This is a genomic window from Gallintestinimicrobium propionicum (assembly GCF_025567525.1).
GTDB classification, from domain to species: Bacteria; Bacillota; Clostridia; order Lachnospirales; family Lachnospiraceae; genus Gallintestinimicrobium; species Gallintestinimicrobium propionicum.
Genome location: NZ_JAOQJY010000011.1, coordinates 81,047 through 96,343, shown reverse-complemented (window position 1 = coordinate 96,343; position 15,297 = coordinate 81,047). Strand labels below are relative to the sequence as shown.

Annotated in this window: 13 protein-coding genes; 3 read left to right on the top strand and 10 right to left on the bottom strand. The window is 48.5% G+C overall.

Annotated elements, in window-relative coordinates; all coding sequences use genetic code 11:
- Positions 1-21: 21 nt before the first annotated feature.
- The 5 genes from OCV62_RS09735 to OCV62_RS09715 all read right to left on the bottom strand — a co-directional run bounded on the left by OCV62_RS09735 (position 22) and on the right by OCV62_RS09715 (position 7,308).
- Positions 22-894: a glycyl-radical enzyme activating protein gene (locus OCV62_RS09735; RefSeq protein WP_262586387.1), complete on the bottom strand. Its 873-nt coding sequence runs from the start codon at positions 892-894 to the stop codon at positions 22-24.
- Entirely contained in the window at positions 885-3,158 is a 2,274-nt protein-coding gene (locus OCV62_RS09730) for a hypothetical protein (RefSeq protein ID WP_262586385.1), read from the bottom strand. The genes OCV62_RS09735 and OCV62_RS09730 overlap by 10 nt, the downstream gene beginning before the upstream one ends.
- A 347-nt stretch (positions 3,159-3,505) precedes the next feature.
- Positions 3,506-5,293, bottom strand: coding sequence for a type 2 periplasmic-binding domain-containing protein (locus OCV62_RS09725; protein ID WP_262586384.1), 1,788 nt, complete (start codon positions 5,291-5,293; stop codon positions 3,506-3,508).
- Between the two features lie 146 nt (positions 5,294-5,439).
- Positions 5,440-6,330 carry a carbohydrate ABC transporter permease gene (locus tag OCV62_RS09720; RefSeq protein WP_262586382.1) on the bottom strand — a complete coding sequence of 297 codons (891 nt, stop codon included), beginning with the start codon at positions 6,328-6,330 and terminating at the stop codon, positions 5,440-5,442.
- An 18-nt stretch (positions 6,331-6,348) separates the two neighbouring features.
- Positions 6,349-7,308, bottom strand: a complete 960-nt coding sequence (locus tag OCV62_RS09715; protein ID WP_262586380.1) for an ABC transporter permease — start codon at positions 7,306-7,308, stop codon at positions 6,349-6,351.
- A 544-nt stretch (positions 7,309-7,852) separates the two neighbouring features.
- Here OCV62_RS09715 and OCV62_RS09710 point away from each other — a divergent pair.
- Positions 7,853-9,034, top strand: a complete 1,182-nt coding sequence (locus tag OCV62_RS09710; RefSeq protein WP_262586378.1) for a GntR family transcriptional regulator — start codon at positions 7,853-7,855, stop codon at positions 9,032-9,034.
- 114 nt (positions 9,035-9,148) lie between these two features.
- Positions 9,149-9,994, top strand: a complete 846-nt coding sequence (locus OCV62_RS09705; RefSeq protein ID WP_262586376.1) for a DegV family protein — start codon at positions 9,149-9,151, stop codon at positions 9,992-9,994.
- A 98-nt stretch (positions 9,995-10,092) separates the two neighbouring features.
- Here OCV62_RS09705 and OCV62_RS09700 read toward each other — a convergent pair whose 3' ends face one another.
- The 5 genes from OCV62_RS09700 to OCV62_RS09680 form a co-directional block, all read right to left on the bottom strand.
- Positions 10,093-10,476 (bottom strand): ArsR/SmtB family transcription factor, encoded by a 384-nt coding sequence (locus OCV62_RS09700; protein WP_262586373.1) that lies wholly within the window; start codon positions 10,474-10,476, stop codon positions 10,093-10,095.
- A gap of 5 nt (positions 10,477-10,481) precedes the next feature.
- Complete coding sequence (locus tag OCV62_RS09695) at positions 10,482-12,353, bottom strand: heavy metal translocating P-type ATPase (RefSeq protein WP_262586371.1); 1,872 nt, start codon at positions 12,351-12,353, stop codon at positions 10,482-10,484.
- A gap of 76 nt (positions 12,354-12,429) precedes the next feature.
- The gene (locus tag OCV62_RS09690) at positions 12,430-12,648 is read right to left on the bottom strand and encodes a cation transporter (protein WP_021914281.1); all 219 of its coding nucleotides are present in this window, start codon (positions 12,646-12,648) and stop codon (positions 12,430-12,432) included.
- A gap of 149 nt (positions 12,649-12,797) precedes the next feature.
- Positions 12,798-13,379, bottom strand: coding sequence for a cysteine hydrolase family protein (locus tag OCV62_RS09685; protein WP_262586370.1), 582 nt, complete (start codon positions 13,377-13,379; stop codon positions 12,798-12,800).
- 268 nt (positions 13,380-13,647) lie between these two features.
- Positions 13,648-13,935 carry a hypothetical protein gene (locus tag OCV62_RS09680; RefSeq protein ID WP_262586369.1) on the bottom strand — a complete coding sequence of 96 codons (288 nt, stop codon included), beginning with the start codon at positions 13,933-13,935 and terminating at the stop codon, positions 13,648-13,650.
- Between the two features lie 491 nt (positions 13,936-14,426).
- Between OCV62_RS09680 and OCV62_RS09675 the strand changes: the two genes are divergently transcribed.
- Positions 14,427-15,194 carry a copper homeostasis protein CutC gene (locus tag OCV62_RS09675; RefSeq protein ID WP_262586368.1) on the top strand — a complete coding sequence of 256 codons (768 nt, stop codon included), beginning with the start codon at positions 14,427-14,429 and terminating at the stop codon, positions 15,192-15,194.
- Positions 15,195-15,297 lie beyond the last annotated feature (103 nt).

The following is a 15,297-nucleotide window of genomic DNA, read 5'->3' as shown; positions in this document are numbered from 1 at the left end:
ATACTTCCCTTTCTAATCGAATCACTGGAATCCATACTTCTTTTTCAGCATTTCCACCTCGTCCTTTAGCGGAACGGTCCCCTCAAACACGTTCTGTGCCTCCAGTGCCCTGTACTTGGAATTTCCCAGCTTGTGGTACGGCAGAAGCTCTGCTTCGATCTGCTGCCACCGGTGTAAAAACTCTGCGATCTTTTCCACCTGATCATCGTTCATACCCGGAATGTAGGGATAACGGACGAAGATGTTTTCGCCCCGGTCGGCAAGCCTTGTAAAGTTTTCCAGAATCCGTCCGTTCTCCACTCCGGTACAGGCTTTGTGGACATCGGCATCCATTGCCTTGATGTCGTATAAAAACAGATCCGTATAGGGCAGCACCTGTTCAAAGGATTCCCATGGGACATTTCCGGCAGTATCCACCGCGGTGTGTACGCCTGCCGCCTGACAGCCCTTTAACAGCTCCGTCAGGGCATCCGGCTGCAGCATACATTCTCCCCCGGAAAATGTCACGCCGCCCTTTGACTGGTCGAAATATCCCTTATTTTCGAGAATCTCTTTTAAGATACTGTCCGTATCCCGCCATTCTCCGACGCTGACCAATGCATCCGCATAGCATTCCTCACAGCATTTGAAGCAATGGATACATTTGCTTCTGTCGATCCAGTGTCCCGTCTCGTCAAAGACCTGCGCCCCCACCGGACAGACCTCCCGGCATGCCATACAGCCAATGCAGCGGTCCGGATAGAGTAAAATTTCCTTTGCGGCATGGATGGATTCCGGATTGTGGCACCAACGGCAGTGCAGGCTGCAGCCCTTGAAAAAAACTACAGTCCGCACGCCGGGCCCGTCATGGACGCTGAGATGCTGAATATTAAAAATATTCGCTTTTATGCCCATTTTCCTGTTACACACACTTCCTTGGATACGCTCTGATAAGATACAAGCAGAGTCTTTGTCTCCTCATCCCAGGAGCTTTCCAGAACAACAGCTTCGCCGTCTTCGTCAATTGCCTTGATGTCTGTGGGCTGCTTGGGCAGGCGCACTCTGGTGAATGCCTTGATCTTATCTGCGGTTTTGAGTCTCAGCATTACACCGTTTTCTGTTGTCTCGCCTTCTTCTACGCGGGCAGAGGTTCCGACAATACGGAAATCTTCGCCTTCGATTTTGGAAAAATCAAACAGCAGGGTTACATCATCCGGTGCAACATCTTTTTCATGGATAATTGCATAATCGTTTGTCATCAGATCCGCATAAACGCCTGTAAATACCTTCTTCTCGTCGCTTACGCTCTCTGCCATAACGGAAGAAATCACATAAGGTCCGCGATGGAGGGTCAGGTCGTTTCTGTAGGTCCAGGTGATGCCGGTATCTGCCAGCGTCTTCTGAACCAGGCTGCGGTACTGATCTGCCAGCTCTTTACTTAAGCAGATTCTTGCAGGAAGCTCCTTCCAGACAACGATCTTGCCGGCGCCAACTTCATGTACGCCTTCCTTGGGATCTCTCCCCAGTCCAGCCAGCTCGAACAGATGCTCTGCAGGATTTGCATAGCCTCTCTGTCCCCACCATGCGTCGATCTTATGGAACGGGTCACTGCCATCGCCGACATAGATCAGCGTGCCGCCCTCTCTGATCCAGGAAACAACGGCTGCGTTTACGTCCGGTGCATCGGGTTTCATATATTCATAGCTCAGTACGAGACACTTGTAATCCTCCAGATATCCGGCAAAACGACGCACGTTGTCCAACTGAACCGGATGGATCGGCAGACCGTATTTTACAAGGGGCATTGCCACGCCGAAAAAGTTCGGGAATGCTGCGCTCTGAATAAAGTCGTACATCAGGGAATCCTTTTCCCCGATCTCCTTCATCAGCCTGGCAGCTGCTTCTTCATCCACAGGATTACCGGAGTTTTTGTGCATTGCAGCTCTGAAACGGTCGCCCAGCTCTTCGCCGTCCACGATACCGTCCGGGAAGGTTCTCTGAAACAGTCCGCTGTCGGACATAAATACGCCTACCCCGTCTGTACCTCCCTCAAAGAGGATATCGCTCTGCTCCATGTCACCGAAAAGCTGGAACATGCCGGACAGCAGCGTGGAATAGCTCTGAGGGATCGGCTTGGACTGGTCGGTCTCGAAGCTTGTTTCAATCTTTTCTGCAATTCTGGGCTGGAATCTTGGGTAACGTCCGTCAAATACGCGGTGAGGCCACGGGCAGATCTCATAATGCCAGATATGCGGATGCAGCAGGGATGCCACTGCGGTTCTTCTGTAGTTGTATTCGTAATTCTCCCAGGTATAGGAGGGAAGGTCTTCGATGGGGTCATTTAAAAACCACATCCGGCGGCCGGTGCCCTTTACCAGCTCCTGCATCACACCATACTCCAGATATGCCGTTTCAAAGGTACGCTCTTTGTATACACCCTCGTAAACGTTCGCTTCACGGCTCGTACCGGTCCAGATCTGCGCGATGTAGCCATCTACCGTCGGAATACTGATCAGCTCAGCCTCCGGGCTCATGATCTTCCACTGAGTGTAGTTTAACAGACTGTGCGTTGGAACATAGAAGCGCAGATCCTTCTGATAGGTTACCTTTGCGTATTCCTTCAGCGCCGCACTCACGCGGTCGATGGTTCTCTTATATAAATAAGCCTTCAATCTTGCACACTTATACTGTGCATCCAGACTTTCATGCTGAGGCTTCCAGGGTTCTTTGTAATAAATTTCATATTCTCTCTTGAACGCTTCTGAGTAACCGCTCTTATCCCAGAACTCCGGCTCTTCCACATGGATTGCTTCCACGCCGGCATCTACGGCAACCTTCAGACGATCTGTCAGATATTCCGAAAAGGAAACCGTCGGAACCATATAGGGTACCGTCGGGTTATGGATCACGTCTTTGCCGTTTCTGTCCACCTGACCTTCATCCCAGTGCTTTCTGCCATCCCACTTGCCGTCCAGATATTCCTGATATTCGCCCCATGCGATACCGGTCATCAGATGGATGACATAGCCCTTTTCTCTGTACTGACGGATTCTCTCCGGCATTGTCGGATCGATTCCGTACACCATGATAAAGTCACAGCCAAGGTCTACCGAAGGCCGGATCTCCCCGCTTGCCTGATAGCCTGTCAATTCCTCTTTTTTCGATCTGATATAAGCCATTTATATACCCTCCCATTTATCCGGTCCCCAGCCGGAATGTGATTCTGTATGATCTGTATGAATAAAAAGAATGTGCCTTGGCACATTCTCGCGCCGAGGCGCGGTTGCTTCAGCAACCATCTACCCTTGCGCCGAGTGCGCATCCTCGCGGAGCGTTTTTATCGTATGGAAACGAAGTTTCCTATACGATGAAAAAAAAGGGCGGGAAGCTTCCCTTAATCCAATGAAATCCTTCCTTGCATTAAGTTCCGTTTCCCGCCCTGATCCCTTATTTCTCAGAGAACGTTACCTGTTATACTCTGTATTTTATATTGTAATCTGTCTCCATTGATAAGTTGAATTCTGCCTTAGTAAGCGAAGTCATCTCTGGTCTTAGACTGTTCGGTCATGTAGTCCAGGAATTTCTCCATCTCACCGCCATTGTTTGTCTTTAAGTATTCCTGATAGTCAAGAATGATCTGTCTTGCTTCTTCTTCGGTATCAGCGAAGAATGCACGCTCAGTGTATTCTTTTTCTTTTACATCATCGAATGCCCATTCGGAGAAGTCGGAGTAGTTCTCATATCCAGGAGCCATAGCATCGATAGCATAACCCTTAAGGATTTCTACAGGATGAACTTTCTTATAAGCGGTGATGTACTCGTTCTCAGCATCAGCTTCGAAAGGAGCGGACTCGCCAAACCACTTGGCGTTCTTCTTTGCAACATAGCTTCTGCCTGCCATGTAGCCGATACCTCTCTGACGCAGTTCTTTGGTAACAGAATCAGAATCGGTTGCATAACGCTCGGCCAGTTCAGCAGTCATACGAGGCTGTCCATCTGCATTCAGCTCGTAGGTATCGCCTTCGAAGCCGTAGCAGATCAGCTTTGTGCCTTCTTTGCTGTTTACATAGTCCAGCCATGTCATAGCAGCATCGATGTTGGTGCAGGTGGTAGGGAAGATGATAGCAGGAGATCCGCTTCTACCTTCGGATTCAACCTGAACCTGTGCAGAACCGTCAGAGTAGTTCAGAGGTCCAACCCATGTGTAGCGCATTTCAGGATTGCTGTCATACAGACCGCTCTGCTTGGTTGCATCGATGGTTACACCATACTGTGCGCAGGTAAACAGTGCAGTACCGTTGCCGACTTTTTCTTTTGCAGCATCATCCGTTGTTGTGAAGCACTCTTTGTCCAACAGTCCGTCATGAACCATCTTCCATACAACCAGATTCTTGTTTACATAGTTTTCGCTTAACTTATCATAAGTTACGTTTCCGTCAGCATCCAGTGAGTAGCCAGTCAGCTTCTTCTCATTGTAGCTCTGTAAGTAGTTATCATAGGACCAGCCGTTATGGAAGGTGGTAGCAACGATACAATCGTTGCCGTTTACATCCTTAAAGCCATAGTCCTTTGCTTTCTGCATGAAGTCCAGCAGCTCTTCCGTGGTCTTGATGGAAGTAGGATCGATACCCAGAGCTTCCGGAACGTCGCCACGAACGAATACACCGTAGTTCCACATTGCGATATCTTCTACATCACCTGCAACCTCGGTAGGCAGAACGTATCTTGCACCATTGAAGGAAGGATCGTCGATATCATTTTCCAGATATTTCTGGCTGATAACACCTACATCCCATGCATCAGAGATATTAGGATAGTTGGGAAGCATGTCTTTGATATCAATCAGACGGCCTTCTGCGCCAGCCTTTTTGATGATCCCAGTCGAACCGGAGCTGCCCCCCCAGTAAGGCGCATTGATCATATCGGGCATATCGCCGGAAGCGAACATCATGTTCAGCTTCTCATCTTCACTCATCATGATTCCTTCAAATTCTACGGTAACGCCGATCTTGTCACGAATTGCAGCTGCAACCTCGTTGTTATACTGATCGTCAGCAGTGTTGAAGCCGCCGTTCCAGCATACCAGCATCTTCAGCTGAACATCGTCAAACTTCTTATACTTGTTTCCGTCCTCGTCTACGTAATAGTCACCGTCTTCTTCGGTGTCAGCCGCAGCTGTGTCATCCTTTGCTGTATCCTCCGATGCAGCGGGTGTTGTGGATGCAGAACCAGTGTCTGCGCTGCTTCCGCAGCCTGCCAATGCTGTAGCCGCCATTGCTGCGGTCAGCACCAGTGCTAATGCCTTTCTCTTCATACTTATGTCCTCCTTTTTTATTGACAAACGGCTGCATGAACCCCCGTCCTGCATTGCCGTATGTTTCAAGTTGTAACAATAGAATGTACGCTCTGCAAGCATTCCATTGTCATGAATAACAGCTGTCGCCGTTTTTGTCTCAGGCATCAGCCCTTGACGGATCCTACCATAACGCCCTTTACATAATATTTCTGTAAGAACGGATAGATCACAACGATGGGCATCGTCAGGATCATTACGAATGCCATCTGCAGAGACTGGGAGGTAAAGCTTGTTACATTACCAAGCTGTGTTTCCTGTCCTGCCTTGATCTGGCTGGAAGCAGTTGCTTCGCTTAAAATCTTCTGTAATACGGTAGCTGCCGGATACAGAGCTGCTTTACTCTGATAGTAAGCACCTGTGAACCAGTCATTCCACTTGCCGACACCGATGAACAATGTCAGAGTTGCCAGGATCGGCTTGGAAAGAGGAAGATAAATCCTGCTCAGGATGGTCCAGTCATTTGCACCGTCCAACTGTGCGGATTCTCTTAATTCTCCCGGAATCGTTGCAAAGTTACTTCTCAGCAAAACAAAGTTGTAAAAGCTATATAATCCAGGAATGACATACAGCCAGAAGCTGCTGGTCAGTTTCAGGTCACGCAGCACCATGTAGTAAGGAACCATGCCGCCGCCAAAGATCGTTGTAAAGTACCAGAAGAAGTTCATGAAGGTTTTTCCTGGCAGCGTCTTGATGCTCAGCGCATAGGCAGCAAGTGCGGTAACGATCAATCCTAAAACGATCGATAAGATGGTTGCCGAAACAGAGATCAGCAGGGAGGTTCCGATGGTCGGATCCTCAAATGCCATCTGGTAGTTCTCCAGTGTGAAGGCTCTCGGCCAGATCCACACGCCGCCTCGCATGAAGTCACGTCCTGTATTAAAGGAAGCGATCAGCACATACCAGAAGGGATAGAAGGTTGCAATTCCCAGCAGGGCCAGGAATGTGTAGTTAAAAGCTTTAAATATTTTACGGCCTCTTGACTCTTTGATTTTCATGTGTTTCCCCTCCTCCTTTTACCACAAGCCTACTTCGGCGTATTTCTGGGTCAGGTAGTTCGTACCTGCCACCATGATCAGAGAGAACACGGATTTAAACAAGCCGATGGCCGTCGCGTATTCAAACTTGCCATATCGGATACCGGTTTGAATGATGTATGTATCAAGTACCTGAGAGATCTGATTATTTGCCGGCTGCTGCAGCAGAAGGATCTGATCATAGCCTGCGTTTAACATGCCGCCTACTGCCATAATAAACATAATGCCGATGGTAACGGAAATTTCCGGGATCGTGATATGCAAGGTACATTTCCAGCGGCCTGCGCCGTCAATGGATGCTGCTTCATACAATTCCTGATCCACACCGGTGATGGCTGCCAGATATACAATAGAGCCCCAGCCTACGTTCTTCCAGAGGTCTGAGAAAATAACCAGCGGAAGGAATGCATTTTTCTCACCCATTACGAAGATCGCTTCTTTTCCCATCATCTGACGGATGTCATTGAAGATACCGCCGTAGGGTGTGAAGATCGTCGTCATCAACTGTACTACTACGACCCAGGATACGAAGTTGGGCAGGTAGCTCAGGGTCTGAACGGTCTTTTTGAATCGTTCTGCTTTTACTTCATTTAACAGAAGCGCCAGGATGATCGGTGCCGGGAAGCAGACGACCAGCTTCAGGCTGGTGATTACCAGAGTGTTCTTAATGGTCATCCAGAACTCCGGTGATGTAACGAACTTCCTGAAATGCTTGAGTCCAGCCCATTCGCTTCCGAAGATTCCGAGGTCAAACCGATAGTTCTTAAAAGCAAGAACAATGCCTGCCATCGGCGCATAGCAGAATACAAGCAGCCAGACGATGCAGGGAAGGAGGAACAAATAGAGCATCCAGTGCCGTTTTATTTGTATCCTTAGTTGTTTCTTGTTTTTCTGTTTCTGCTCTGCGCTGATGGCAGGCTTTGCAATTGCTTTTGCCATGTTTTCCTCTCCTTTTTATAGCGTAAGGTGGATCACTCCCCGATCGCAGCTCTGTCCTTTCCCCATCATGCAGAGTGCGCTCCCTTGCAAGACCAGCCGTTCAATACAAACATGACAAATAGTACTCAGTCATCTCATTCGTATCTCAGGCTTGCTTATTTTGTCTTGCCCCTTGTGAATACTATGTTACCACTTTTTGTTCACTTTGCAAGCCTTTTTTAATAAATTATGTCCATTTTGTGAATTATGAATAACTTCGCTACGTGAATTATGTCGATATCAACATAGCAAATATAGCAAAACATAATTTGACTTTCTAATCAAATCATGGTATAGTTTTTATAGGTAGTGCTGAAAAGAGTATTGTTTTTGTTAGAATTATCATTTTTCTATAGTATTTTACAGACTATTAGGAAAATATTTCAGGATATTTTTTATTATTATCAGATTTTTTCGCATACCGCAGCATAGCATACATAGCAAAGTAAAATAGAAGTTATATAGAAGTTATATAGAAGGATTACTTCGGAAATGAGGATTTTATATGGAAAAGACAAATCAACCCCTTTATCAGCAGCTCATGGAGGATGTTCGTTCCCAGATCGAAAACAGCCTGCTGCTTCCGGGCGACAAGCTGCCGACAGAGCGGGAATTCATGCAAAAATACAATGTCAGCCGGATTACGGTTTCCAAGGCCCTGAACGAATTAAAGGCAGAGGGTCTGATTACCCGCTTTCCAAATAAAGGCTCCTTTGTCGCCAGAAGTGCTTCTCCCCTTGCTGCTGCGGCTCAGGTCCCGCTGGAAGCTCCCAGTGTCCTGATGCCGGCTTCTGCCTCCGCGCAGCTTCCTGCTGTCCAGGAAGGCAGTACCTCCGATACTGCTTTTACCGAGATTGCCTGCATCCTGCCGTCCTTCTCCGATCAGTTTTCGTTATCCATGGTAAATGGCATACTTTCTGCATTTCCCATAGATTCCTATATCTGTCACCTTTTCCAGAGCTTCAATCCTTCTCTGGAAAACCGGCTGCTGCAAAAATGTATCGACACCGGCATCAGCGGAATCGTTCTGTTTCCTCAGGATCAGCCATTTTTCAGCGAGCAGCTGCTTTATCTGCTGCTGCAGAAATATCCCCTGGTCCTCATCGACCGGAATCTTCCGCGTCTGGATACCAGCTATGTCATTGGGGACAATAAAACCGGCGGTGCACTCTGTCTGCGTCATCTCCACGCCCTCGGACATCAGCGCATCTGCTTCGTCTCTTCTGCCCGGCGGAATACCTTCACGGTTCGCTCCCGTATCGACGGCATTTTGCAAGAAGCGGAGGTACGCAATATTCCGGAATCCTCCATTACGATCTGGGATTTCTTCAACAAGCATCAGCCCTACGTTCACTATCAGAAGCAAATGATGAAGCTGATCCGGGAGGAGCGCATCACTGCCTTTATTGCAGCAGAATCCACTACCTGCGCCTATCTCTACAGCCTGTTTGCCACAATGAACCTCCGGGTTCCTGAGGATATCTCCCTGATGTCCTTTGATAAACCGCTGGTAGAATCCCAGCGTCCCGATTTCTTTACCCACATCAGTCAGTCCGAATATCTGATGGGAAAAGAAGCCGGCACGATTCTGAAACATCAGATCGAAACCCGTGATCCGCAGGTGACACACCGTGTGATGTCGCCTCTTCTGGAGGTTCGCAAATCCACAAGGGCGATTGTGCTGTAGCTTTTCTATCTTTGTTGACACATCAACAAATATATGTTATGCTTTCCAGGCCGACTTGGGAAATCGATCGGCCACGCAGCCCAATGGGCCTGCGGAATGGAGGTAACGAATCACATGAATCAGATACAGATTATTACAGACGCGGGATCGGATATCGTCGATTGCTCCCGCACAGACCTGACCGTCCTTCCGATGACCATCCGTTTTGGCGATGAAGAATATTTGGACGGCGTCAACTTAACCCACAGACAGTTTTATGAAAAGATGATCGAAACACAGGTGCTGCCGACCACCAGCCAGCCTTCCCCCTATGCCTTCGAGGCTGCAATCAGAAAAATCCATGAACAGGGCGACATTGCACTGATCATTACGATCTCCTCCAAGCTCTCCGGAACCTGGCAGAGTGCCAACATCGCCGCAGCCGAAACCGGCGGAGAGGTTTATATCGTAGACAGCTTAAACGTTGCCGTCGGGGAAAAGGCCATCGTGGAATATGCATTGCGCATGAAGGATGCCGGCACAGATATCCACACCATCGTAGAGACCCTGAATCATGAAAAAGAAAATCTGCGAGTGATCGCTCTTTTGGATACCCTGGAATATCTGCAAAAAGGCGGCAGAATTTCCAAAACCGTTGCCATCGCCGGAAGCCTGCTTTCCATCAAGCCGGTGGTCTCCGTTGTGGATGGTGAGGTTGCACTGCTGGGTAAGGCACGGGGCTCCCGCCAGGGCAACAACTTCCTGATCCAGCAGATTCAGAAGGACGGCATTGATTTTTCCCGGCCGTTTTTCCTGGGCTACACCGGGTTAAGCGACGCGCTGCTGCAGAAATACATTTCCGACAGCGCAGAGATCTGGAAGGAGCATGTTGAGCATCTGCCCATCGGAACCATTGGAGGCGCCATCGGAACCCATGTCGGTCCCGGAGCCATCGCGGTGGCGTTTTTTACAGAAAAATAATCTTTGAACTTAAGGGGGATCTTCCTCCAGAAAAAGCAAAAGCACCTCAACCTTTCTTAGATCGGTTGAGGTGCTTTCTTTCTGACAACAGGATCGGTTCAATCCTCCTCGATATGCTCCAGTCCCTGATTGATGATCGTGCGGACATGTCCGTCCGCCAGGGAATAAAAGATGGATTTGCCTTCTCTTCTGCTTTTAACCAGTTTATTCTGTTTTAAAATGCGCAGCTGATGGGAAATCGCCGACTGCGTCATCTGCAGGGCTGCTGCAAGATCGCAGACACAGACCTCCGCTTCAAACAAAACAAACAGAATCCGGATACGGGTAGAATCTCCAAATACCTTATAAAGCTCCGCCAGATCATAAAGCTCTTCTTCTTTTGGAAGCTTTTCCTGTACGATCCTGAGCAGTTCTTCATGAACCTCCGTTTCTTCACAGTGATCCATTTCCAGTTCTTCTTTTTCCTGCATGGTTCTCTCCATTTTCTTTACAGCTTTTTCACATTCAGGGCGCGGATCGCATTGAGCACGGCGATAATCATAACGCCCACATCCGCAAAGATCGCCGCCCACATATTCGCAATGCCGAGTGCGCCGAGGATCAGGCAGACCGCTTTAACACCGATTGCAAAATAAATATTTTCATAAACGATTCTCAGGCACTTTCTGGAAATTCTGATGGCCTTGGAAATCTTTAACGGATCATCATCCATCAGAACAATATCCGCCGCCTCGATCGCTGCATCCGAGCCCAGTGCTCCCATTGCGATGCCGATATCCGCACGGGAAAGCACCGGCGCATCGTTGATGCCGTCTCCCACAAAGGCAAGCTTTTCCTTTTCCCCTTTTTCATCCAGAAGCTTTTCTACCTGTGCTACCTTGTCGCCGGGCAGAAGCTCGCTGTGTACCTCATCAATACCGAGCTCTTCCGCAACCTGACGTGCTGCCTCCCGGCGGTCTCCGGTCAACATGATCGTCTTTTTCACGCCGCATTTTTTCAATGCCGCGATGGCTTCCTTTGCATGAGGCTTGATCTGATCCGAAATCAGGATATGTCCGGCATATTTGCCATTCACCGCCATGTGAACAACGGTTCCGACGCTGTGACATTCCATACAATCCACACCGAGCTTTTCCATCAGCTTGCTGTTGCCTGCAGCAACTCTCACGCCATCCACCTTTGCAGTCACACCGTTGCCGCTGATCTCTTCGACATCCGTTACACGGCTCGGATCCAGGGGCTTGCCGTATGCCTTCTTAAGGCTCTTGCTGATCGGATGGGAGGAATGGCATTCCGCCAGCGCTGCGTATTCCAACAGCTTCTCTGTATCCATGGAAGAATGATGCACACCGCTTACTTCGAACACGCCCTGTGTCATGGTTCCTGTCTTATCAAATACAACATATTTGGTTTCGGAAAGCGTTTCCAGATAGTTGGAGCCTTTTACCAGAACACCTGCGTTGCTCGCACCGCCGATTCCGGCAAAGAAGCTCAGAGGAATACTGATGACCAGCGCGCACGGACAGCTGATTACCAGGAAGGTCAGCGCCCTCATAACCCAGTCGCCCCATTCCGGTGTCATTCCAAGAAACAGCAGCCGCACAAGGGGAGGTAAAATTGCCAACGCCAGGGCGCCGTAGCAGACCGCAGGCGTATAGTATTTTGCAAATTTGGAAATAAAATTCTCGGATCTGGATTTTTTGGAGCTTGCATTTTCTACCATATCCAGGATCTTCGATACCGTCGATTCGCCAAACTCCTTTGTCGTCCGGATTTTCAGCACGCCGGACATGTTGATACAGCCGCTGATGACTTCGTCCCCAACGCCGGCTTCCCTCGGAAGGCTCTCACCGGTCAGGGCGCTGGTGTTTAAGCTTGTGCGTCCCTCTTCGATCACGCCGTCAATCGGCACCTTTTCTCCGGGCTGTACAACGATCACGCTGCCGATTTCAACCTCATCCGGATCAACCTGCTCCAGTGTTCCGTCTTCTTTTTCGATATTCGCATAATCCGGACGGATATCCATCAGCTCACTGATGTTTCTTCGGCTCTTACCCACCGCATAGCTCTGGAACAGCTCACCGATCTGGTAAAAGAGCATAACCGCAACGCCCTCTTTATAATCCCCCAGAAGGATCGCGCCGATGGTCGCAACCGCCATCAGAAAGTTTTCATCAAAAACCTGTCTGTTTAAAATACCTTTCCAGGCCTTTAACAAAATATCATGGCCGATCACCAGATACGGAATCATAAACAGCACAAATTTCAGCCAGCCATCTATCGGAAGCAGGCTCAGTACAACCATCAGCACTGCTGCCACGATAATTCTGGTAAATACTTTTTTCTGTTTCTTATTCATGCCTTCACCCCTTTCGGTAAAAACATCAAATCTGCAGACTGTCCATGATGGGTACAGCCTGCAGATTTGTCTTCTTTTACAGGAAGATCTCGCAGTCATCCTCTACCTTTTTGCAGTTCTTGTATACCTCCTGCATAACGGTCTTTACATCTGCACCCTCTTCAAATTCCACGGACATTTTCAGGGTCATGAAGTTTACCGTTGCGTCCTTAACGCCTGCCGTCTTCTTTGCAGCGTCTTCCATCTTGTTTGCACAGTTTGCGCAGTCAACGTCGATTTTGTAGGTTTTTTTCATGATAAAATCCTCTCTCTTCCTGTCTTGCAGCATCTATGGGTGCTTCTGTTCCCCATTGCTTTTTCTTTCATATGAACAACTATTCATATGTTTGATTTCATTATAGCACCATTTTCGATTCTGTCAACAAAAATGTCAGGATCCTATGTTTAATTTCTCCAGGGTTCTTTCCCTTCCTTCTCTACTTCGATCTGGCACAGCTTCATTGCCGCCAGCGCAGTATCATGAGAAGCAGGCGTCACGCAGGCACACGCTGCCGCATCAACGATCACATCTGCCTCAGGAAATGCAGCCTTACACAAAATCGCGTTGGAGAGCATACAGATTCCGGTGCAGAGTCCGACCAGCTCGATCTGCAGGTTCGAATCCGCAACGATTTTCTCGTCCGAGCGCAGTTTTTCAATCAACTCCATGGAGCCAAAGGTGGGCTTTTGAATTTTTCTCGCTGCATCCACCTGTTTTTCTTTCAGCGCCTGCTCTACTGCCGGGCACAGGCAATGTCCATTCGTTCCCTCGATGCAATGTGCAACCGGAAGATGCAGTCCTTCTTTTGTCTGCAGGTACTGTTCCGGATGCGTGTCCTGTGTCACATAGATCTGTTCTGCCGGGGTTTCTTTGATTTTGCAGACGACGTTTTCCACAATCGCCTGAGCCTCCTTTGTTCCAAGGCTCCCTGTAACAAAATCGTTCTGCATGTCTACTACAATCAAAAGCTTCATAAAATCCTCCATTCCGCAGGCCCTTTGCGCCGAAGGAACCGCGAGGCGAACCTCCAGTTCGGCTCTGCGATCCTGGCTACTTTGTGACGCCTGCGGCACAAATAGCTGTGTGAAAACGTTTTTTTCTTATTATACCTGAAAAGAAAAGACAAAAAAACACCCTTCTGCATGTTTCCATACAAAAGGGTGCCTTTTTCGTTTCCTTTATCCGATGTGCCTTCCACATGAGGACTGATCAAATGCCTGAAAAACACATCATACCAAAGCTGTCTGGGTATAATTACTCAGCAACAGTCTCGGTAGCTGTCTCAGTTGCAGCTTCTGTGGTAGCTGCTTCGGTTGTAGCTTCTTCTGTGGTAGCTGTCTCAGTTGCAGCTTCTTCTGTGGTAGCTTCTACAGTTGTAGCTTCTACAGTGGTCTCTTCTACAGTAGACTCAACTGCTACTGTGCTCTCTTCTGCAACGGTTGCGGTCTCAACAGTTGTCTCTGTAGCTGCTGCGCTGCCGCAAGCTACCATGGATGCTGTCATAACTACTGCTGCTAAAACTGCTACTAAATTCTTTTTCATAATAATTTCTCCTCCTAAATCAAAACCAGGCATTTTAAAACTATGCCGTTTCTTTAATACGAAAGTGAGGATACCACCTTTTTTTTGGTTTGTAAATAGTTTTTTTCTAATTTTAAAACATTTTATGAATTTTATAAGGTTTTGTTCACATTTCGTACATATTTCAATTTTTTCTTCCTTTTTACGCCGATTTTGCATTTGTAAATACGAAAAAATCCTGTATCATATAGGATGCCAGGGTCAAAAAGTCAAAAAAGCCGACGCAAGCTTGCTTGCAGAAGGCGTTTTGACTTCTTGACCCGCCAAGATAGGAGCATAAAAGTGGGATGCTAATCCCACGATATGCGACTATCGAGCAGGATTGTGGGAGTGCGCAGCACGGAACAATCCTGCTGGCATCCTGCCCAGGGGCATCGAAAAAACATTAACAACCGCACAAAGAAATGCAGCATTTCCTTCCCGGGAAATCCTGCAAAATGGAGAAGCAATTCATGAAATCATCCAATTACCTGTTAGAATGCTGCGTCGATTCCGCATATTCTGCCCGTATGGCCAAAAAAGGAGGTGCAGACCGCCTCGAGCTTTGCTCTAATCTTGTCATCGGCGGTACGACGCCCACCATCGCCCTTTATGAACAGATCAGAAACCAGACCGACATCCGCATCCATGTTCTGATCCGCCCCCGCTTCGGCGATTTCCTGTACTCGGAGGATGAGACAGCCCTCATCTGTAAAGAAATCGACGCGTTTCGGGCAGCCGGAGCCGACGGCGTTGTAATCGGAAGTCTTTCTCCGGACGGTTCCCTGTGTACCGAACAGATGAAACGCTTCCGCGAACATGCCCGGGATATGTCCGTCACGCTGCACCGTGCATTTGATATGTGCCGCGATCCCTTTGCGGCCCTTGAGGAAGCGATTTCCTTGGATATTCAGACCATTCTGACCTCCGGTCAGGCTCCCGACTGTCTGCACGGCGTCGATCTGCTCAATAAACTCCATCAGGCAGCTGATGGCAGAATCCATCTCCTTGCAGGCGCAGGCGTCTCTGCCAAAACGGTTCCTGCTCTCCTTGAAAAAACGTCCCTGACCCAATTCCATATGTCCGGCAAGACCATTAAAAACAGTGAGATGGTCTACCGCAACCCGGAGGTTTTTATGGGAATTCCCGGTATGAGCGAATATGAGATCTGGCAGACTGATCCAGAGGCTGTCGCAGCTGTGCGCACGATGCTCGACCGCGCGGCAGATGAAGAAGCGTAAATGCGCAAGAATGCGAGCTGCTGTGTAAGGGAGATGCCAACATGCGGCACAGCGCAATGCCGATCACTGATTGAATAAAGACGTTCCCGAACAGATTTGTTTC

What these genes read in the sequence shown, in the direction of transcription:
- OCV62_RS09735 (WP_262586387.1), bottom strand. Translation starts at nt 894, where the DNA reads ATGGGCATAAAAGCGAATATTTTTAATATTCAGCATCTCAGCGTCCAT.
- OCV62_RS09730 (WP_262586385.1), bottom strand. Translation starts at nt 3,158, where the DNA reads ATGGCTTATATCAGATCGAAAAAAGAGGAATTGACAGGCTATCAGGCA.
- OCV62_RS09725 (WP_262586384.1), bottom strand. Translation starts at nt 5,293, where the DNA reads ATGAAGAGAAAGGCATTAGCACTGGTGCTGACCGCAGCAATGGCGGCT.
- OCV62_RS09720 (WP_262586382.1), bottom strand. Translation starts at nt 6,330, where the DNA reads ATGAAAATCAAAGAGTCAAGAGGCCGTAAAATATTTAAAGCTTTTAAC.
- OCV62_RS09715 (WP_262586380.1), bottom strand. Translation starts at nt 7,308, where the DNA reads ATGGCAAAAGCAATTGCAAAGCCTGCCATCAGCGCAGAGCAGAAACAG.
- OCV62_RS09710 (WP_262586378.1), top strand. Translation starts at nt 7,853, where the DNA reads ATGGAAAAGACAAATCAACCCCTTTATCAGCAGCTCATGGAGGATGTT.
- OCV62_RS09705 (WP_262586376.1), top strand. Translation starts at nt 9,149, where the DNA reads ATGAATCAGATACAGATTATTACAGACGCGGGATCGGATATCGTCGAT.
- OCV62_RS09700 (WP_262586373.1), bottom strand. Translation starts at nt 10,476, where the DNA reads ATGGAGAGAACCATGCAGGAAAAAGAAGAACTGGAAATGGATCACTGT.
- OCV62_RS09695 (WP_262586371.1), bottom strand. Translation starts at nt 12,353, where the DNA reads ATGAATAAGAAACAGAAAAAAGTATTTACCAGAATTATCGTGGCAGCA.
- OCV62_RS09690 (WP_021914281.1), bottom strand. Translation starts at nt 12,648, where the DNA reads ATGAAAAAAACCTACAAAATCGACGTTGACTGCGCAAACTGTGCAAAC.
- OCV62_RS09685 (WP_262586370.1), bottom strand. Translation starts at nt 13,379, where the DNA reads ATGGAGGATTTTATGAAGCTTTTGATTGTAGTAGACATGCAGAACGAT.
- OCV62_RS09680 (WP_262586369.1), bottom strand. Translation starts at nt 13,935, where the DNA reads ATGAAAAAGAATTTAGTAGCAGTTTTAGCAGCAGTAGTTATGACAGCA.
- OCV62_RS09675 (WP_262586368.1), top strand. Translation starts at nt 14,427, where the DNA reads ATGAAATCATCCAATTACCTGTTAGAATGCTGCGTCGATTCCGCATAT.